Annotated in this window: 17 protein-coding genes; 14 read left to right on the top strand and 3 right to left on the bottom strand. The window is 57.9% G+C overall.

Features of this window, described 5'->3' with window-relative positions; translation table 11 throughout:
• The first annotated feature begins 205 nt into the window (after positions 1-205).
• Entirely contained in the window at positions 206-1,024 is an 819-nt protein-coding gene (locus MUN80_RS00745) for a murein L,D-transpeptidase catalytic domain family protein (RefSeq protein ID WP_244718366.1), read from the top strand.
• A gap of 77 nt (positions 1,025-1,101) precedes the next feature.
• Here the strand turns inward: MUN80_RS00745 and MUN80_RS00740 are convergent, their stop codons facing one another.
• The 3 genes from MUN80_RS00740 to MUN80_RS00730 all read right to left on the bottom strand — a co-directional run bounded on the left by MUN80_RS00740 (position 1,102) and on the right by MUN80_RS00730 (position 4,198).
• Positions 1,102-2,169 carry an Ldh family oxidoreductase gene (locus MUN80_RS00740; RefSeq protein WP_244718364.1) on the bottom strand — a complete coding sequence of 356 codons (1,068 nt, stop codon included), beginning with the start codon at positions 2,167-2,169 and terminating at the stop codon, positions 1,102-1,104.
• Positions 2,170-2,256: 87 nt separating this feature from the next.
• Positions 2,257-3,201, bottom strand: a complete 945-nt coding sequence (locus MUN80_RS00735) for a Ppx/GppA phosphatase family protein (protein WP_244718362.1) — start codon at positions 3,199-3,201, stop codon at positions 2,257-2,259.
• 115 nt (positions 3,202-3,316) lie between these two features.
• On the bottom strand, positions 3,317-4,198 hold the full coding sequence (locus MUN80_RS00730) for a class I SAM-dependent methyltransferase (RefSeq protein ID WP_244718360.1): 882 nt from the start codon (positions 4,196-4,198) through the stop codon (positions 3,317-3,319).
• Between the two features lie 135 nt (positions 4,199-4,333).
• On the opposite strand from MUN80_RS00730, the gene MUN80_RS00725 reads away from it, so the two are divergent.
• From MUN80_RS00725 to MUN80_RS00665, 13 genes are all read left to right on the top strand, one after another.
• The gene (locus MUN80_RS00725) at positions 4,334-4,825 is read left to right on the top strand and encodes a DinB family protein (RefSeq protein ID WP_244718358.1); all 492 of its coding nucleotides are present in this window, start codon (positions 4,334-4,336) and stop codon (positions 4,823-4,825) included.
• A gap of 60 nt (positions 4,826-4,885) precedes the next feature.
• Positions 4,886-5,689 carry a diaminopimelate epimerase gene (dapF, locus tag MUN80_RS00720; protein WP_244718356.1) on the top strand — a complete coding sequence of 268 codons (804 nt, stop codon included), beginning with the start codon at positions 4,886-4,888 and terminating at the stop codon, positions 5,687-5,689.
• 75 nt (positions 5,690-5,764) lie between these two features.
• Positions 5,765-6,301, top strand: a complete 537-nt coding sequence (locus MUN80_RS00715) for a GNAT family N-acetyltransferase (RefSeq protein WP_244718353.1) — start codon at positions 5,765-5,767, stop codon at positions 6,299-6,301.
• Positions 6,302-6,485: 184 nt separating this feature from the next.
• Entirely contained in the window at positions 6,486-7,715 is a 1,230-nt protein-coding gene (locus MUN80_RS00710; protein WP_244718350.1) for a glycosyltransferase family 1 protein, read from the top strand.
• A 91-nt stretch (positions 7,716-7,806) separates the two neighbouring features.
• Entirely contained in the window at positions 7,807-8,979 is a 1,173-nt protein-coding gene (glf, locus tag MUN80_RS00705) for a UDP-galactopyranose mutase (RefSeq protein ID WP_244718347.1), read from the top strand.
• 200 nt (positions 8,980-9,179) lie between these two features.
• Positions 9,180-10,490, top strand: a complete 1,311-nt coding sequence (locus MUN80_RS00700; protein ID WP_244718345.1) for a family 1 glycosylhydrolase — start codon at positions 9,180-9,182, stop codon at positions 10,488-10,490.
• Positions 10,491-10,493: 3 nt separating this feature from the next.
• Positions 10,494-11,426, top strand: coding sequence for an SDR family oxidoreductase (locus MUN80_RS00695; protein ID WP_244718343.1), 933 nt, complete (start codon positions 10,494-10,496; stop codon positions 11,424-11,426).
• Positions 11,427-11,631: 205 nt separating this feature from the next.
• Positions 11,632-15,033 carry a preprotein translocase subunit SecA gene (gene secA / locus MUN80_RS00690; protein ID WP_244718341.1) on the top strand — a complete coding sequence of 1,134 codons (3,402 nt, stop codon included), beginning with the start codon at positions 11,632-11,634 and terminating at the stop codon, positions 15,031-15,033.
• Between the two features lie 445 nt (positions 15,034-15,478).
• Entirely contained in the window at positions 15,479-16,159 is a 681-nt protein-coding gene (gene deoC, locus MUN80_RS00685) for a deoxyribose-phosphate aldolase (protein ID WP_244718339.1), read from the top strand.
• Entirely contained in the window at positions 16,140-16,691 is a 552-nt protein-coding gene (locus MUN80_RS00680; protein WP_244718337.1) for a sporulation protein, read from the top strand. The genes deoC and MUN80_RS00680 overlap by 20 nt, the downstream gene beginning before the upstream one ends.
• A 192-nt stretch (positions 16,692-16,883) precedes the next feature.
• Positions 16,884-18,083 carry a M20 metallopeptidase family protein gene (locus MUN80_RS00675; protein ID WP_244718335.1) on the top strand — a complete coding sequence of 400 codons (1,200 nt, stop codon included), beginning with the start codon at positions 16,884-16,886 and terminating at the stop codon, positions 18,081-18,083.
• Between the two features lie 46 nt (positions 18,084-18,129).
• The gene (locus MUN80_RS00670; RefSeq protein WP_244718333.1) at positions 18,130-18,954 is read left to right on the top strand and encodes a hypothetical protein; all 825 of its coding nucleotides are present in this window, start codon (positions 18,130-18,132) and stop codon (positions 18,952-18,954) included.
• 256 nt (positions 18,955-19,210) lie between these two features.
• Complete coding sequence (locus MUN80_RS00665; RefSeq protein WP_244718331.1) at positions 19,211-19,654, top strand: Hsp20/alpha crystallin family protein; 444 nt, start codon at positions 19,211-19,213, stop codon at positions 19,652-19,654.
• Positions 19,655-19,738: the final 84 nt, after the last annotated feature.

Genomic DNA, 19,738 nt, shown 5'->3' with positions numbered 1-19,738 from the left:
TCTCGCTCTTAGGCATGTGTCGTCCTCTTTGAGCTTCTACAATCGGTGGCAAAATCAGCTGGGGAATTAATTGAATATGGTTATTGTTTTATATGCTGTCGGCCGGTGTTTACATCGGTGGCTGATATTTAACGTATAGCCTATTGTTCGGGGCCTCGGCCAAGAGTAAGACTATATTCTGACAACTGAAATCAACTACGTATCCATGGAAAAGCCCAGTGTAACCCAGCGTAAGCGACTCAAAATCCGGGCCCGCCGCCTGACACGTCGGGTGCTGCCGTTTGTGGCTTCGCTATTTATGGCTACTCCGCTGGCCTCGCCAGTGGCCCGCACGTCGGCAGCCCGTATGGAAACCAAGCTGCCGACTCCCGAGGCTATGCAGGCCGCCTTCTTCGACCAGCGCCTGCACGACCTCTACCGCGACCTGCAGGTAGAAGAGCAGGGTCTGCGCTACGAAGTATTCCAGAAAGCCGTAACGGGCTACTTCAACCTCAAAAATGATGGTAAGCTCAATGACAAGCAGCTACTGACCGTCGTTGACTTTGACCTGCCTTCTACTGCCAAGCGCCTGTGGGTGTTGGATCTGGCTAGCAAGCAGATAGTGTTCAATACGCTGGTGGCCCACGGGCACAACTCGGGTGAAAACATGGCGACCAACTTCTCCAATGAGAACGAATCGAACATGAGCAGCCTGGGTTTCTACGTGACGCAGGCCGAGTACGTGGGTAAGCACGGCCGCTCGCTCAAGCTCAACGGCGTCGATGAAGGCTACAATGACAACGCCCTGATGCGCTCCGTGGTCATGCACGGCGCCGACTACGTGAGTGAAGAGTTCATTCGCCAAAACGGCCGCCTGGGCCGCAGCCTCGGCTGTCCTGCTTTGCCTATGGACCAGTATGCCCAGATAATTGACACCGTAGGCAACGGTACCTGCCTGTTTCTGAACGGCAACGATACCACCTACTCCTCGAAGTATTTGAACCAGGACGTGGCTATAAATGCACTGATTGGCAGCAATAGCTAAGCACTGACAGTTTTATAGATGAAAAAAGGCCACTCGTGCAGACGGGTGGCCTTTTTTTTATGACGTTGAGTTTTACTCTACAGCGTAACGCCGAACTTCTTGCCGACGCTTTCTAGGTCTTTTACCACGGGTTCCAGCAGCGGAATACCGTCGAGCAGGCGGTGCTGGGCCATAATTCGCTCCGGGTCGCCCGGAATAATGACCTGCTTGCCTTCCACGGCCTGGGCGTTGCGGAAAGTGCTGATCCAGTTATCCATATGGGCTTTGAATTCGGCGGCGGGCCGGAAGGCATCCACGCGCATAGCGCCCAGGAAGTGCCCGATGCCCTGGCCTACCGGGTCGGCGGGCGGCTGCAAGAAGGCTACGAACGGTGGTACCCAGGGCCCGTAGTTAGCCCCCGACAATACCGCTGAGAAGATATCCACGATGCTGCCCAGGCAGTAGCCCTTGTGGGAGCCGGTGTCGCCGCCGAGCGGGAGCAGGGCACCGCCGTTTTTCACGGCGTTGGCATCGGTCGAGCCACTGCCGTCGGCGTTCTGTACCCAGCCTTCGGGCACCGGAATCTGTTTGCGCTGGGCAATTTCGAGCTTACCATTGGCGGCGGTAGTGGTAGCGAAGTCGGCCACGAAGTCGGGCTGCTCTCCGGCCGGAATGGCTACGGCAATAGGGTTGGTGCCCAGCAGCCGGTCCAGGGAATAGGTAGGGGCCACGAGCGGGCTGGCGTTGGTCATGGCCATGCCTATCATGTCGTGGGCCAAGGCCTTCATGGCGTGGTAGCCGGCAATACCGAAGTGGTTGGAGTTTTTCACCGACACCCAGCCCGTGCCGGCCACCCGGGCTTTTTCCAGGGCAATATTCATGGCTTTGGGCGCTACTACGAGGCCCAGGCCCCCGTCGCCATCCACCACGGCGGTGCTGGGCGTTTCGTACACCACGCCCACCCGCGGCGTCGCGTTGATGCGACCCGCTTCCCAGAGCCGCACGTAGCCAATAAGTCGGGCCACCCCGTGCGAGTCGATACCACGCAAGTCAGCTGAAAGCAGGGTTTCCGTGGCTAGCGTAGCATCTTCCGGCGGGCAGCCAATGCTCAGAAAGATGGACTCGGTGAAGCTGAAAAGCTGGGTGTAAGAAAAGGTATGGGTCATAGAGGAAAAGGCGAAAACAGAACGTCCTGTCGACCATTCTGCGCATCAAGCGGAGAGAAGATGCCTCACGCTACTTGCAGTACTGAATTACTGCGTCAGCATTTCCTGCAGCAAGCCTTCCTTGAGAGCGTAGGCCGAGGCGCGGATGTGCAAGAAGTCGTAGGTTTTGAGCACGAAATCAATGAGCACGCAGGCTACCACAATCATGTCGGCGCGCATGGGCGTCATGCCGGGCATGGCAACGCGCTGGTCGTGGGTGCTGTGCAGAATCTGGTGGTAGCTCTGGTAGAAGCTGTCCAGCGAAATCGGGGTTTCCGGGGGCGGATTGGGGCCACGTTCCTGTCCGTCGCGGGCTGCCTGCAGGTCGCCGAGCGTATCGAAGGTACCGGAGGCGCCGACCAGAGCCGAGGGGCGGAAGTGCTGCACGGCAGCCGTAAGGGCGGCCAGCTTCTGGGCCAGGTACTGCTGGAGCTCGTGCAAATCGTCCGTAGTGAGCGGGTCGTGCTTGTAGAATCGGTCGAGCAGGCGTTGGGCCCCGATTTCGAAGCTCTGCTTCCAGAATATCGTTTCCTGATTGGCTACAATAAACTCCACGCTGCCTCCACCGATATCCATAATCAGGTGGGGCTCTAGGCCCAGTGGCACAGCCTGGCGCACACCCTGACAAATCAGCTCCGCCTCCCGGGCCCCGGGGATGATTTCAACCCGAATACCGGTCTGCTCGAAAATGTCACGCGCCAGGGCCGGACCATTGCTGGCGTTGCGCACCGCGCTGGTGGCCGTGGCCCGTACTTCCGTAACCTGGTGCAGCTCGATTTCCTCCTGAAAGGCGGCTAGCGTGTGCAAAGCCCGGGCGTAGGCTTCCGGTGAGATTTCGCCCTTGCTGATGCCGTCTTCGCCGAGACGCACGCCCACTTTGGTACGCAGCAATACCACCGGCTCGGGGTGGCGGGCTTCGGGCAACTCTACGATCATCAGGTGAAACGTATTGGTGCCCATATCAATCAGGGCCAAGCGGCGGTGACGAATCATTGGTGTTGGGGTAGTGGTTCTTGGTTTTCGTCGGGGGCAGCTACGGCCGCGTGTCGGTTCTGGTCGAGGTAATCAGCAGAAACAAACAACCCAAAACAACAACTAAAAACTAAGCTCAGGTGGCAAAGCGGCAAAACGTGCCCAGCGGCAACTTACGCTGCCCCCGGTCGTGCAGATAGATTTCCCCGATTTCACGCGTTTTGTGCGTCTTGGGGAAGATTTCCGTTACCAGATTATCCAGAATCAGGGCCGAGAAGCCCAACGAGTACAGGTTGATGAGGAAGAAATGGTCCTGCGGGTCGAGCAGCTGCTGGCAAAGCTTGAGCATCTCGTTGAGTTCATCTTCCAGCTGCCACTTCTCGCCGTTTGGGCCGCGGCCGTAAGCGGGTGGGTCTAAGATCAGGCCCTGGTACTTGTTGCCGCGCTTTACTTCGCGCTGCACATACTTCATAGCGTCTTCCACGAGCCAGCGCACCCCGTCGAGGTTGGAGGCTTCCATATTGTCGCGGGCCCAGAAGTTGACCTGCTTCACCGAGTCGAGGTGGGTCACGTCGGCGCCGGCGGCCCGGGCGGCCAGCGTGGCGGCCCCGGTGTAGGCAAACAGGTTCAGAACCCGGGGCACGGCGGCCTGGCGCTGCTTGGTTTGCTGGTAAATGAACTGCCAGTTGGGGTCTTGCTCGGGAAACAGGCCTACGTGCTTAAACGAGGACATGCCTAGTCGGAACCGCAGCTTGAGCCCGTCCTGCCCGTAGTTGATAATCCATTGCTCGGGCGTGCCGGGCTTGATTTTCCACTGGCCTTTTTCCTGGCTGCCTTTTTCGCGGGTAAAGGTGGCGTTGGCACGCTGCCATTCGCTGGCGGGCAGGTGCGGATCCCAGATGGCCTGGGGCTCGGGGCGGGCCAGCACGTGCTTGCCAAAACGCTCAAGCTTTTCGAAGTTGCCCGAGTCGATGAGCTCGTAGTCAGGCCAGTTGCCGGTGGTCAGAAAAGAATACATACGGGTGCGCTAAAGTGCCGCGCTGCGGCCCCTCAAAGGTAGGGCATCCGAGTTGAACGGTGGTAGTTGCCCATAAAGCTCCTATCTTCCACACCCGACGAGAATCTGTCTTAACCCTTCCTTTTTGACTGCCCCATGACGGAAGCTGACCGTATTACCGACCAGTTGCAACGCGCCTTCGACGGGGCCGCGTGGTCGGGCCCGCCACTGCTGATTACCCTGCACCACCTCACGGCCAGCCAAGCCGCAGCCCATCCTATTGCGCAAGCCCACAGCATCTGGGAAATTGTACTTCACCTCACGGCCTGGATTCGCACCGTGCAGCAGCGCGTGGAAACCCGCCGGGTAACTCCACTAACCCATGACCAGGATTGGCCTGCTCAGCCCTCGGCGCTGAATGAGGAACTCTGGGAAAACAGTCTGCATCACCTGCGCACGGCCCACCAGCAGCTGCTCGGCACTGTAGCGGTGCTAACGGATGCCGACCTGAATGCCGCAGTAGGGGAGGAGCCCGGCGTCGAACCGGGCACCGCGCATTCGGTTTATGTGTTGCTGCACGGAGTTGCCCAACATAACCTTTACCACGCCGGCCAGATTGCCCTGCTCCGCAAAGCCCTGGGCCTGTAACATTCCGTCCTGAATCCCGCTTCGCAACCCGTCCTTATTCCTGCCATCTTTGCACCTATTATGACCATGACCACGCTGACTTTCCACAAATACCAGGGCACCGGCAACGACTTCGTGATGCTCGACGACCGCGCCCAGCAGTTTGATGAGCACGACAACCGCCTCGTGCGCCACCTCTGCGACCGGCGCCTGGGCATTGGCGCCGACGGCTTAATCCTGCTACGCAACCACGCCGACTACGACTTCGAAATGGTGTATTTCAATGCCGATGGCTTTGTGGGCTCGATGTGCGGGAACGGGGGGCGCTGCACCGTGGCATTTGCCAAGCATCTGGGCGTTATTCAGGAAAAAACCCGCTTTCTAGCTGCTGATGGACCCCACGAGGCCCACGTCGATGAGCAGAATCTAGTGCACTTGCGCATGCAGGACGTGCATGGGCAGCAGGAAGTGGAAGGCCAGGGCATTTTCCTTGATACCGGCTCGCCCCACCTTATCCGGTTTATGCCCACCAGCTCCCTGGTCGATTTGAATGTGTTTGCCGAAGGTCGCGCCATCCGCTACAGTGAGCAGTTTCGGGAAAAGGGCACCAATGTCAACTTTGTGGAAACGCCTGTGGCCGCCGACCAGCCCTGGCAGGTGCGCACCTACGAGCGGGGTGTGGAAGACGAAACCATGTCGTGCGGCACGGGCGTGACGGCCGTGGCCCTGGCGGCTTCCCGGCGCGGGGCCAGCAGTCCGGTACACCTGCGCACCCGCGGCGGCGACCTGCACGTAGCTTTTGAGGCCAAGCCCGACGGCTCGTTTTCCAACGTGTACCTCAGCGGCCCGGCTCAGCGCGTGTTCGGCGGCACGATAGAGGTGTAACGGTTTGAGTAGAAGTTTGGCTCCTGACCAACCCAGCAGCAGGCGGTGCTTGGTCAGGAGCCGCTGTATATGCTAATGATGCCGCAAGCCGCAAACGTGACGCTCCGGGCCCTGGAAGAGTCGGATCTGGACTTTCTCTACGCCCTGGAAAACGACCCCAGCATCTGGGGCGTGTCGGATACGCTGACTCCCGTGTCACGCTTTGCCCTGCGCCAGTATTTGCAGCATGCCACCGCCGATTTTTATGAGGTACGGCAGCTCCGACTCATCATCTGTGCGGCAGGCGAGGCCGTCGGAACGTTGGACTTATTCAACTTCGAACCCTTGCATCAGCGGGCCGGGGTTGGGATTACGATACTAGCTGCTGCCCGCCGCCAAGGCTATGCTCGGGCTGCTTTAGAACTTTTGCTGGGCTATGCCCGCCAAACATTACGCTTGCACCAATTGTACTGTACTGTGGCCGCCGACAATACGGCTAGTCTGCAGTTGTTTCAGCAGGCGGGTTTTCGCCGGATTGGGGTACGAAAAGAGTGGTTACGCAAAGATTTTTCTTGGCAGGATGCCGTGGAACTGCAATATATTCTTCAGGTAAAATATTCTGATAACGAATAAGTTAGCTTGTAACCGGGAAACGAGGGGCCTGATACAGTTGAGCTTGTATTTTTTGGTGATTAAACCGAGGTTAAAGAATTTGTATCTTTTTCGGAGGGGCTTACGTAAAGAGTAATGCCGCGGGGATTGGGACTGTGTTGGACACGTCTTTCCGCGTCACATCTACCTTTCCAGCTTCTTTGATATGCCGCTATCTACTCCGGCGGATGCACCACCACGTGCTTCCTCAACCCCTTCTGTCAACCCTACTTCTGCTGCTAGCGTAGCTTCTACTACCGCTGATTTTGCCTATACGCTGCCCGATTTTGTGTGCTTTGCGCATCTGCACTGGGATTTTGTATGGCAGCGGCCCCAGCACCTATTGTCGCGCTTTGCCCAGTATGGCCGCGTATTTTACGTAGAGGAGCCCTTTTTTCACCACGACCAAACGGCGGCTGAGTTTGCACATTTCGAAGTAAAAGAGCGGCAAAACGGTGTAAAGGTGCTGGTAGCTCATTTGCCAGTTGGCTTTTCGGAAGATGAAAATGACCAACTCCAAGCCAAGTTGCTAACTCAGTACTTTTCTGAGAATAATATAAACAAGTACGTATTCTGGTACTATACCCCGATGGCGCTCAGTAAATCGCGCCATTTGCAGCCCGTCCTTACCGTATACGACTGTATGGACGAACTGGCGGCCTTCAAATTCGCCCCGCCCAAATTGCGGGAGCTGGAGCAGGAGCTCTTCAAAAAAGCCGATCTAGTTTATACCGGCGGCCAGAGCCTCTACGAAGCCAAGAGCCTGCAGCACGCTGATGCCCATTCCTTCCCGAGCAGCATCGATAAAGATCATTTTGCTCAGGCTCGTCAGAATCTGCCCGAGCCCCAAGATCAGGCTGGCATTGCCCACCCCCGCATTGGCTTCTTTGGGGTCGTTGATGAGCGACTGGACATCGAATTATTGGGTCAATTGGCAGAAGCCCACCCCGAGTGGCAATTCGTTATTATTGGCCCTGTAGTAAAGATTGACGCGGCTACGCTGCCCCGTTTTGCCAATATTCATTACCTCGGCGGTAAAGAGTACAAGGAACTCCCAACATATTTATGTGGTTGGGATGTAGCCACGCTGCTTTTCGCCGATAACGAAAGCACGAAGTTTATCTCACCCACCAAGACGCCCGAATACCTCGCGGCCGGTAAACCAGTGGTGAGTACTCCCATCCGTGACGTAGTACGCCCCTACGGTGACCTGAATTTGGTTCAGATTGCCTCCACGGCCGACGAATTCGGCCAAGCCATTGCCAAAGCTCTGGTGCAAACCAAAGACGCCGACTGGCGCAAACGCACCGACGACTACCTGGCCACCATCTCCTGGGACCTGACCTGGCAGCGCATGGTAGAGCTCATGCAGGACAAGCTGAAACACAAACAGTAAGCTCGACCGAACAGAGACCCCGCATCATCCGTATTGCCTTCAGCTATCCTTTTCGTAACTGCACATTTCAGCCACCAAGACACCCAGCACTATGTTTGACTATCTCATCGTTGGAGCCGGATTTGCCGGCAGCGTGCTAGCCGAGCGGCTGGCCACTCGCTCAAATAAGAAAGTGCTTATCTTGGATAAGCGCAACCACATTGCCGGTAACGCCTACGACCATTACAACGAAGAAGGCATTCTGGTCCATAAATATGGTCCGCACATCTTCCACACCAACTCTAAGGACGTATTCGAATACCTCTCCAATTTCACCGATTGGCGTCCGTATGAGCACCGTGTTCTGGCTTCTGTAGATGGTCAGATGGTGCCCATGCCTATCAATCTGGATACCATCAACAAACTGTATGGCCTCTCGCTGAACAGCTTCGAAGTCGAGCAGTTCCTGGAGTCCTTGGCCGAGCAGATTCCCGTTATTAAAACGTCGGAAGACGTAGTAGTAAGCAAAGTAGGCCGCGAGCTGTACGAGAAGTTCTTCCGCAACTACACCCGCAAGCAGTGGGGTATGGATCCTTCGGAGTTGGATAAGTCGGTGACGAGCCGCGTGCCCACCCGCACCAACCGCGACGACCGGTACTTCACCGACACCTACCAGGCCATGCCGCTGCACGGCTATACCCGGATGTTTGAGCGCATGCTCGACCACCCCAACATCAGCATCATGCTGAACACCGACTACCACGACGTAGTGGACTTCATTCCTTTCAAGGAAATCATCTTTACCGGCCCAGTAGACGAATACTTCGACTTCAAGTTTGGCAAGCTGCCGTACCGCTCCTTGGAATTCAAGCACGAAACGCTGAACACCGAGAAGTTCCTGGCCGCGCCGGTAGTAAACTACCCCAACGAGCACCTGTATACCCGCATTACGGAGTTTAAGGCCCTGACCGGCCAGCAACACCCCAAAACCAGCGTGGTGTACGAATATCCTAAAGCTGAAGGGGATCCTTACTACCCAATTCCGCGCCTCGAAAATGCCGAGCTGTACAACCAGTACAAGAAGCTGGCCGATGAAACGCCCAACGTGCACTTCGTAGGCCGCTTGGCTACCTACAAGTACTATAACATGGACCAGGTAGTAGCCCAGGCTTTGACGTTGTACAAGAAGCTCACCGATAAAGAAAAAGTGGCCGAGAAGCCCACAATTACCGGCTCGACTTCCATTATGGAGAAACTGGTGCCCCGCGACCCAGCCAAAGAATAGTCAATAGCTAAACCGACGTAAGTCGGCCGCAGGTGAACTGTCATCCTGCACGGCAAGCAGTACTCTTTTCTGCCTCCTGAGCTTGGATCAGGGCAAAAAACTGAACTGTAAGGCCGTGCAGGATGACAGTCCTGTTTTCAGCCGGTCTTAACTGAACACTATCAGCAAGACCGGTATACTGCCACGAACCACTAACTCTGATGGAAAATGTAGAAGTATGGGGCGGGGTAGAGTGCACGATTCGACGGGTTGGCAACGGGTATACCGACCAGCTCGTGAGTAGTGGACACCGCACCCGCCTAGAAGATCTGGACCTGTTTGCCGAGCTTGGCATCCGCAAGCTGCGCTACCCGATTCTGTGGGAACAGGTAGCCCCCGAAAGCCTCGACAACCCCGACTGGACCTGGGCCGATGAGCGCATGAACCGCCTGCGGGAGTTGGGTATCGACCCAATCATTACGCTGCTGCACCACGGCAGCGGTCCGCGCTACACGGCGCTCAACAAGAAAAACTTTGTGCCGCTGCTGGCCCGCTTTGCCCGAATGGTAGCCGAGCGTTACCCGTGGATCAAGCACTACACGCCCGTCAACGAGCCCCTGACGACGGCGCGCTTCAGCGGCCTCTACGGCATCTGGTACCCCCACGCCTTGGACGACAAAACGTTCGTCCGTATTCAGCTCAACCACATCAAGGGTACCCGGGCCGCTATGCAGGCCATCCGGGCAGTAACGCCCGACGCACTGCTGGTGCAAACCGAGGACCTGGGCAAAACCCACTGCACGCCCAAGCTAGTCGACCAGGCCGAGTTTGAAAACAACCGCCGCTGGCTCACCTACGATTTACTTTGCGGTAAGCTCGACGAGCAGCACCCCCTGTGGGGCTACCTGCGCCAGCACGGCGCCTCCCAGCGCGAGTTGCTGGACCTGGTCAAAAATCCGCTTCCTCCCGATATTCTGGGCATCAACCACTATGTCACGAGTGAACGGTTCCTGGACGAAAATCACCATTACTTCCCAGCTCATCACCTCTGCCAGAGCGAGGCCCGCGTCGACTATGCCGACGTAGAGGCCGTGCGCGTACGTCTGGTGCAAATGGCCGGCTTCCACGACCTGCTGCTGGAAGCCTGGGACCGGTACCACATTCCGATTGCCATTACGGAGGTGCATCTCGATTGTACCCGCGAAGAGCAGATGCGCTGGGTGCAATACGCCTGGGACGCGGCCAACAAGCTGAAAGAAGAAGGCGTAGATATGCGTGCCATTACCATCTGGTCGTTGCTGGGTGCCTACGACTGGAATACACTGCTCACGCAGGAGGGGGCCTTTTACGAAAGCGGCGTATTTGATATGCGCGGCGGCGTACCCCGCAAAACGGCTTTGTTTAAAATGGTTAAAGGCTTGGCCACCGAAGGCCATTATCACCACCCTCTGCTCCAAGGCAAGGGCTGGTGGGAACGGGATGACCGTTTCCTCTACCACCACCTCAGTCCTACCTCCCAACACACCACCTAAGCTATGAAAATTCTTGATTCAAATGAGTTGAATACCGGCCCTGCTCAGCCACCCATTCAGCCGCTACTCATTACCGGGGCCAATGGCACGCTGGGCCGGGCTTTCCAGCGCATCTGTGCCATCCGGGGCATCGAAACCGTGGCCCTGGGCCGTAAGGAACTGGATATTACCGACCCGCAGTCGGTAGAGCGGGCCCTGACGCAGTACAACCCCTGGGCCGTGGTCAACACCGCAGGTTATGTGAAAGTAGACGAAGCCGAGACGGACTTTGCCCGGTGCTACCGCGAAAACACGACTGGCGCGGCTATCCTGGCCGCCGCCTGCGCCTACCGCGACCTGCATTTCCTGACTTTCTCTTCCGACCTCGTCTTTGACGGCAACAAGTCGGCCGCCTACGTGGAAAGCGACACGCCGCGGCCCCTGAACGTGTATGGTAACAGCAAGCGTTTGGCCGAGCGCGACGTGCTGCAGTGCATGTCGAATGCCCTGGTAGTGCGCACCAGCGCCTTCTTCGGGCCCTGGGATGAGTATAACTTCGTGTATAACGCCCTGAAAGCCGGGCAGCAGAAGCAGGCTTTCGAAGCCGCCGACGACGTACTCATCTCGCCCACCTACGTACCCGACTTGGTCAACGTGGCCCTCGACCTGCTCATCGACGAGGAGCGCGGCGTGTGGCACCTGGCCAACCAAGGTGCCTATACCTGGGCCGACCTAGCCCGCCTGGCCGCCGACATGGGCGGTATGGACACCTCCTTTGTAACCCCCCGCTCCATGCAGACGTTTGGTTTGGCCGCCACCCGCCCCGCTTATAGTGTGCTGGGCAGCAGACAGGGCAACCTACTGCCGAGCGTAGAGCACCGCCTGCACGGCTGCGTAAACGAAATCATGCACGTGCTGCGTACTACGCCGGAAGAGCCGATGGCCGTGGCCTCGTAAAGCTCGAACTCCGTCACTTGTAGCAGAAACCGCCCTTCCGACCCCAAAATACCTGACATCTTTTCTTTCGTAGAAACCCCGCACACTCTTTGAGGTGGCGGGGTTTTGTCGTTTAAAGGGTCGGAGCGACGCTATGGCCGGGGAATTCCCAAAAAACGCCGTAAATTTGGAGTACGCCCCGGCGTTTCAGTTAAAAACTAGCAGCATGTTTGATTTTTTTGGGAAGACCGTCGCCAAGATTTTCGGGACCAAATCGGACCGGGACTTGAAGGAGATTATCCCGTACGTGGCACTCGTTAATGCCGAATATGCCAAACTGGCACAGCTATCCGACGATGAGCTCCGCCAGCAGACCGACGACGTGCGCAGCCGCATCGATGCGCACCTCAAAGGAATTGATGACCAGATAGGAGCCCTGCATCAGCGTATTGCCGATGATCCAAACCTGGATATCACGCAGAAGGAGCAGGTTTTCGACCAGATTGATGCCCTGGAAAAGCAGCGCAACAAGGAGCTCGAAGTAGTTTTGTTGCAGGTACTGCCCACGGCCTTTGCTATTGTAAAAGAAACGGCCCGCCGCTACACCCAGAACGGGCAGCTGGTGGTAACTGCTACCGATTTTGACCGCGAAATTGCCTCGCGCAAAAGCAACGTCACCATTCAGGGTGACAAAGCCACTTGGTCGAACAAGTGGACGGCGGCCGGCGCCGAAATCACCTGGGACATGGTGCACTACGATGTGCAGCTCATTGGCGGCGTAGCACTGCACCAAGGCAAGATTTCGGAAATGGCTACCGGGGAAGGTAAAACCCTGGTGTCGACTTTGCCCTCGTTCCTGAACGCCCTGGCCCGCCGTGGTGTGCACGTGGTAACGGTGAACGACTACTTGGCCAAGCGGGACTCGGAGTGGAACGCGCCCTTGTTCGAATTCCACAAAATCACTGTGGACTGCATCGACAAGCACCAGCCCAACACTGATGCCCGCCGCAAGGCCTACGCCGCCGACATCACCTACGGTACCAACAACGAATTCGGCTTCGACTACCTGCGCGACAACATGGCCCGCGAAACCAGCGAGCTGGTGCAGCGCAAGCATCACTACGCCATGGTCGACGAAGTGGACTCGGTGCTGATTGACGACGCCCGGACCCCGCTCATCATCTCGGGCCCCGTGCCCCGTGGCGACGTACACGAGTTCTACCAACTCAAGCCCCGCATCCAGATGCTGGTGGATGCCCAGCGCAAACTGGTGCAGAATTACTTGGTGGAAGCCCGTAAGCTCATTAAAGAAGGCAAAGACGGTGTGAAGGAAGGGGAGGGCGGTTTGTCGCTGTTCCGCGCCTACCGTGGTCTGCCCAAGAGCAAGCCTCTGATTAAGTTCCTGTCGGAAACTGGGGTGCGGGCCGTGCTGCAAAAGGTGGAAAACCACTTCCTGCAGGATAACTCCCGCATGATGCCCGAGGCCGATATGCCGTTGTACTTCACCATCGACGAGAAGAACAACCAGATTGAGCTGACCGAAAAAGGCATTGACCTGATTACGGCCCAGGGCGAGGATCCGCACCTGTTCATCATGCCCGACATCGGGATGGAAATTGCGGCCATCGAGAACAATAAGGCCATCAACAACGAGGACAAGCTGCACCAGAAGGAGCAGCTCATGGCCGACTACAACGAGAAGTCGGAGCGGGTGCACACTGTGAACCAGCTGCTGAAGGCCTACACCCTGTTTGAGCGCGACGACCAGTACATCCTGACCGAGGACGGTAAGGTGAAAATCGTGGATGAGCAGACCGGCCGTGTAATGGAAGGCCGCCGCTACTCCGACGGCTTGCACCAGGCTATTGAGGCTAAGGAAAACGTGCGCGTGGAAGACGCTACGCAGACCTACGCCACTGTTACGCTGCAGAACTACTTCCGCATGTACCACAAGCTTTCGGGCATGACGGGTACGGCCGAAACGGAAGCTGGCGAATTCTGGGAAATCTATAAGCTGGACGTGGTGGTTATTCCCACCAACCGCGGTATTTCCCGCAAAGACGAGCACGACAAAGTCTACAAGACTGTGCGTGAGAAATACAACGCCGTAGCCGAAGAAATCCAGACGCTGGTAAAAGCCGGCCGCCCGGTGCTGGTGGGTACGACGTCGGTAGAAATTTCGGAGCTGGTAAGCCGCATGCTTAAGCTGCGTAGCATTCCTCACCAGGTATTGAACGCCAAGCAAAACCAGCGCGAAGCTGAGATTGTAGCCGCCGCCGGTTACCCCGGCACTGTTACCATTGCCACCAACATGGCTGGCCGTGGTACCGACATCAAGCTGCGCGAAACCTCGAAAGAAGCCGGTGGTCTGGCCATCATCGGTACCGAGCGTCACGAGTCACGCCGCGTTGACCGGCAGTTGCGGGGCCGCGCCGGCCGCCAGGGCGACCCAGGTTCTTCGCAGTTCTTCGTCTCGTTGGAAGACAACCTGATGCGCCTGTTCGGCTCCGACCGGATTGCCAAGCTCATGGACCGCATGGGTCTGGAAGAGGGCGAGGTAATTCAGCACTCCATGATTACGAGCTCCATCGAGCGGGCTCAGAAGAAAGTGGAGGAAAACAACTTCGGTACCCGTAAGCGCCTGCTGGAGTACGACGACGTGATGAACGCCCAGCGCGAGGTAGTTTATAAGCGCCGCCGCAACGCCCTGTTTGGCGAGCGTCTGGAGCTTGACATCTGGAACATGATTTACGATGTCTGCGAGGACATCGTGACGGGCCACAAGATCAGCAACGACTACGAAAGCTTTAAGCTGGCCATCATCCGCGTGTTTGGCTACGATACCTACATCACCCCGCAGGTATTCGGCTCGATGCAGGTTCCGGCCCTGGTGCAGAAGCTCTACGACGAGGCTATGGGCTACTACCACAGCAAGAACGAGCACATTGCTGGCAACACCCTGCCGCTGGTGAACGATTTGCTGAGCAACAACGCCCCCTACGAGAACATTGCCATCCCCTTCACCGACGGCCGCAAACAGGTAACGGCGGTAGCCAACCTGCGCAAGGCCCAGGCCAACGGCGGCCACGAGGCCATCCGCGGCATGGAGAAAGTCGTGGTACTGGCCATCATCGACGAGGCCTGGACCAAGCACCTGCGCGCCATGGACGACCTGAAACAGGTAGTGCAGAACGCCGTGTACGAGCAGAAAGACCCGCTCTTGGTCTACAAGTTCGAGTCGTTTGAGCTCTTCAAGCAGATGATTGGCAAGGTGAACGAGGAAACCGTATCCTTCCTCTTCAAGGCCGACATCCCGATGAACCAGGAGGCTGGCCACACCGACGAGGTAGAGTACTTCGTAGAAGATGAGCTGCCCGCTCCGGCTCCTGCGCCCAAACTGAAGGCCCAGAAGGAAACTTCTTCGGTGTCGCTCGGCGCCGGGCCCGAAGACATGGGTCCCGAAGACCTGCCCGTAGCCGAAAAGCAGGTACCTGTACGCAGCCAGAAAGTTGCCAACCGCAACGATAAGGTGAGCGTGCAGTACATGGACGGCCGCGTGGTGCGCGACGTAAAGTATAAGAGCGTCGAGGACGACCTGCTCAACGAGCGGTGCGTGCTGGTTGACTAAGTAAGTCAGATAGATTACCCTTAAAACGGGCTGCCAATCCAAGATTGGCAGCCCGTTTGGTGTTTATGGTCCGGTGTGCATAAGTAAAAACAAGGGCTGTTATGGCTTTCGTCAGGCCTTACCCTGGCCGAGAACAACTGCACTGGCGGTATTACCCAGAAGCAACTGGGGCTCAAATTCATCAGGGGCAGCCTGCTTGATGGGGCGCAGTCTCGCTGTGTGCTGATGAAGTTCTGTAATCAGGCAGCTACCCATGAGCCAATGTACCAGCTCGACTCTTGGGAGTGCTAGACTAGGGGCGGCACTATCTTTGTGCCGGGCGGTTTGCCCACTAGCCGACCTTCGTCTCCCTTCTCCGGCTCCCCGGAAAACGAGTAGTACTACGTGGCAGATGGCTTTGCAAAAAGTCGTCTGCCACTCTTTGTTTCACCTCCCACCCCGCTCTATGAGTCAAAACTCTACGAATTTAGCTGCCCGCATCGATCATACGTTGCTGCGGCCCGATGCTACGGAAGCCCAGATTGCCCAGCTCTGCCAGGAAGCCGCCCAGGCCCGGTTTGCCTCCGTGTGTGTGCCGCCCTGCTACGTGCGCTTCGCCGCCGAGCGGCTGCAGGGCTCGGGCGTACCGGTCTGTACGGTGGTAGGCTTCCCGCTGGGTTACCAGATTACCAAGGTCAAGTTCTTCGAAACCCACCAGGCCCTAGCCGACGGCGCCACCGAAATCGATATGGTCATCAATGTGGCCGCGTTTAAATCGGGGCGGCTGACGGAGGTGCAGGACGAAATCGGGCAGCTGGCCGAGCTCTGCCACGTGAAGAAGGCCATTCTCAAGGTCATCATCGAAACGGCTCTGCTCACGCCCGAGGAAATTATAACGGCCTGCCAGCTCTGCGAATCGGCCGGGGCCGACTTCGTGAAAACCTCCACCGGCTTTGCCAGTCGGGGCGCGTCGGTGGAAGATATTGCCTTGATGCGTCGCCATCTGCCGGCCCACATGCGTATCAAGGCGGCCGGCGGCATTCGGACCCGTACGGCCGCTCTGGCCCTGGTCATGGCCGGTGCCGACCGGCTGGGTTCTTCGAATAGCCTAGCTTTGCTGGAAGAAAATGATACACCTAGTTCGTAACGTGCTCCTGCTTTCCTCTTTCCTGTCGTTGGCGGCATGTGCGGCTTCCACGCCGGCCCGTTCCGGCGCCGTAGCCGCCCCCGACACTACCCGTAAGCCCACCGCCCAGGCGGCCCCCGACGACCTGAGCCGGTTTCGGCCGGTATTTACGGCGCCCAAAACCACCGGGCTGCCTGCCGCGCCCGTCAACCGTGCTCCAGTCACGCCCACGGCCCACGTCAACCCGCAGATTGAGCAGCGCCTGCGCGACCAGGCCTACACCAACCAGAATGTGAAATACGCCCAGGGTTTCCGCATCCTGGCCTACGTGGGCCTGGAGCGGGAGCAGGCCATGGCCACCCGGCGCGCCATCATCAGCCGCTACCCCGAAGAAACCGACTATATCACCTTCAAGCAGCCCGTGTTCCGCCTCTGGGTCGGGGATTATCTGACCCGTCTGGAAGCCGAGCAGGCCATGCTGCGCATCCGGCCCATTGCCCCCAAAGCTGAATTGCAGCCGGCCCAGGTAGTGCTCAATAAATCGGTCTTCTAAGCCGGCATCCGGCTCCTGCTACTAAGCCCAGCGGCGGACTTCTCTAACGAAGAAGTCCGCCGCTGTCGTCTTGACTTAAGTAGGGCTAATTCTAGAGTATCGTTGCTAACCTGTTTTCAGGGTGTACTTTTGCGGGCTGCCCACCTGATAAGGCAACCCAGTTTCGTACCGTCTTCCTAAGCCGCGCGCCCTATGACTTCCGCCGAATCCGTGCTTCAGAAAATAAAGTCCCTGGCAGCCGATGCTGCCGAGGCTACCAATGCCGTGCGCCAGCACCTGCATGCCCATCCGGAGCTGTCCTTCGCCGAAGTCAATACCGCCGCCTACGTCACGGCGCAGCTGCGGGAGCTAGGGCTGCAGCCTCAGCCGCTGGCTACTACCGGCGTGGTTGCCCTTATTGAAGGCCGCAACCCCGCCGCCCGCACCGTGGCCCTGCGCGCCGACATGGACGCGCTGCCCATTCAAGAGCAGAACGAGGTGCCCTACAAGTCAACCAACCCAGGTGTCATGCACGCCTGCGGCCACGACGTGCACACGGCTTCGCTGCTCGGGGCGGCCCGCATCTTGAGCCAGCTGCGCAACGAGTTTGAGGGCACGGTCAAGCTGATTTTCCAGCCCGGCGAGGAATTGCTGCCCGGTGGTGCCTCGCTCATGATTAAGGAAGGCGTCCTGGAAAACCCCAAGCCGGCCAGCGTGTTGGGTCAGCACGTATTCCCGATGCTGCCCGCCGGCAAGGTCGGTCTGCGGCCCGGCCGCTACATGGCCAGCACCGATGAGCTCTACCTGACCGTGCGTGGCAAGGGCGGCCACGGGGCCATGCCTGAGCAAAACGTGGACCCTGTGCTAGTAGCGGCCCACATCATCGTGGCGGCCCAGCAGATTGTGAGCCGCCGGGCCAGCCCCAAGCTCCCCTCAGTCTTATCATTCGGGAAAGTTATTGCCAACGGGGCTACCAACGTTATTCCCAACGAGGTCTATATTGAGGGCACGTTCCGGACGCTAAACGAGGAGTGGCGCCGCGAAGCCCACGGCCACTTGCGCAAGCTGGTGGAAGGCCTAGCCGAGTCGATGGGAGCCACAGCCGAGCTGGAAATCCGCTATGGCTACCCGTACCTGGAAAACGAGCCGGAGCTCACGGCCCGCACCCGCGCCGCTGCTGAAGCCTACCTGGGAGCCGAAAACGTAGTGGAGCTGGACCAGTGGATGGCCGCCGAAGACTTTGCCTACTACTCGCAGGTGGCTGACGCCTGCTTTTACCGCTTGGGCACCCGCAGCGAAGATGGCCGCAACGCTTCCTCGGTACACACGCCCACTTTCGACATTGACCCCAAAGCTCTGGAAGTGGGCCCCGGCCTGATGGCCTGGCTGACCCTGCAAGAGCTGGCCCAGTAGCTCATATAGTTCGTTTACTCGTTTCCCGCCCCGCTTTTCTCGCCTCATGCGCTACTTTTTCCGCTTTCTGCTGCTCACCGGTTTTCTGGGGACCGCCACGGCCACCCAGGCGCAGCGTCGCGTGAGCTACCACCTGATCTTCGTGCCCGAGGTGCAGGCCGAGCTACTGCTGGGCAACAACTCCCTGTTCCTGGGCTTCAACCGGCTGGCGCTGAATGCTAACAACCGAAATGGCAACACCTTCGTGGGCGGGCAGGTGCGGGCTGACTACGAGCATTTCTGGAACGAGCGGTGGAGCGGTGGCGCGACGCTGCGGGTACTACGGAGCCGCGACGAGGGCCTGGGCGACTTCATCGGGCAGCTGGGCAATGTGACGCCCGGGCTGCTGCTGCGGCACCGCAGTACCTTCGGTAAGTTTACCTTCGGGCAGCGGCTTGGGGCCGAATACGGCATTGCCATCCGGCAATTCGAGGGCGGGAATATCAAGGACCGGGCCCTAGGCCGGCTGCGGCTGGATGTGGAGCGGACCTTTGCCCTCAGCGACAAGCTGAGTCTGCGCCCCCGGCTGGCTTACGAGGCGGCAGCCTACTTACGCCTGCAGCGCGACGATAACGACTTCAAGGAACGAGTGGTGGACTTTAGCAACCTGCGGGCCGAGGTAGGAGTGCGCGTTTCACCTCGGTTCGACCTTACCCCCTGGGTAGCTTCGCAGGTGCAGTTCATTAACAGCCTGGGTCAGTTCGACCCAATGGGCCGGCCCGTGGGTGGTGGCCGCACCAACCTGCGCACCCCGATGCTGGGCCTCGATTTGCGCCTGACTCTTTCTCCTAACGAGTCAGCTGCCCCGCTTCAGCTACCGACCCAACACTAGTACAGCCGGAATGCTTGATACTTCGCTAGTGTCAAAATGGCATTGCTTAATTCTGCCAATTTATACATTCTATAGGCTCTAATCATAATAAATGGCTTTATAGAATCAATATTGGTTAGCTCCTATATCACCTAGATATGACCTTTTGTCATTGATTTGGCTGCTTTTGGCGGTTGGTACAGAATTTATAGAGTAAGAGTGTACCGCAAGTGGTACAATCAACTTCTGACCACAACAACTCTACGTTCTTACTACCATGGCAACTATCCTGTATAACAACCAGCCTGCTTTGCGGCCCGCCCGCGCTTTTAATAAAGTTCTGAACGATTTACTGCGCGACACGCTGCCCACCGCTACCGAGCCCTCGCAGAGCTTCGTACCCCTGGCCGATATTCTAGAGTCGGAATACGGCTTTGAGCTGCATCTGGCGCTGCCCGGTGTGGCGAAAGAAGATGTGAAGATTGACTTTCAGGACGGGAATCTCGTAATTAGCGGGGAGCGCAAAGCCCCGGTCGCCGAGGAAAACGGTCCCAAGTTTCGCCGTATGGAAATGGCCTACGGTGAGTTCACCCGGTCGTTCCGCCTGCCCGAAACGGTTGAGGTTACCGCTATTGAGGCCCAGCTTACCGATGGTGTTCTGCGCGTGAAGCTGCCCTTTGACAGCAAGAAGGTGACGAAACACCACATTGAGATTCAGTAAACGCCCGTAGCGTCTGCAAAAAAGACACCCGGCGTGGTGTCTTTTTTGTTGGCGTTGGTGTTAGTAGATAAAAGGAAGCCTGAT

The organism is Hymenobacter cellulosivorans (genome assembly GCF_022919135.1).
Lineage (GTDB): Bacteria > Bacteroidota > Bacteroidia > Cytophagales > Hymenobacteraceae > Hymenobacter > Hymenobacter cellulosivorans.
Note: the sequence above shows the minus strand (reverse complement) of the source record. Positions and strands in the feature narration are given on the sequence as shown.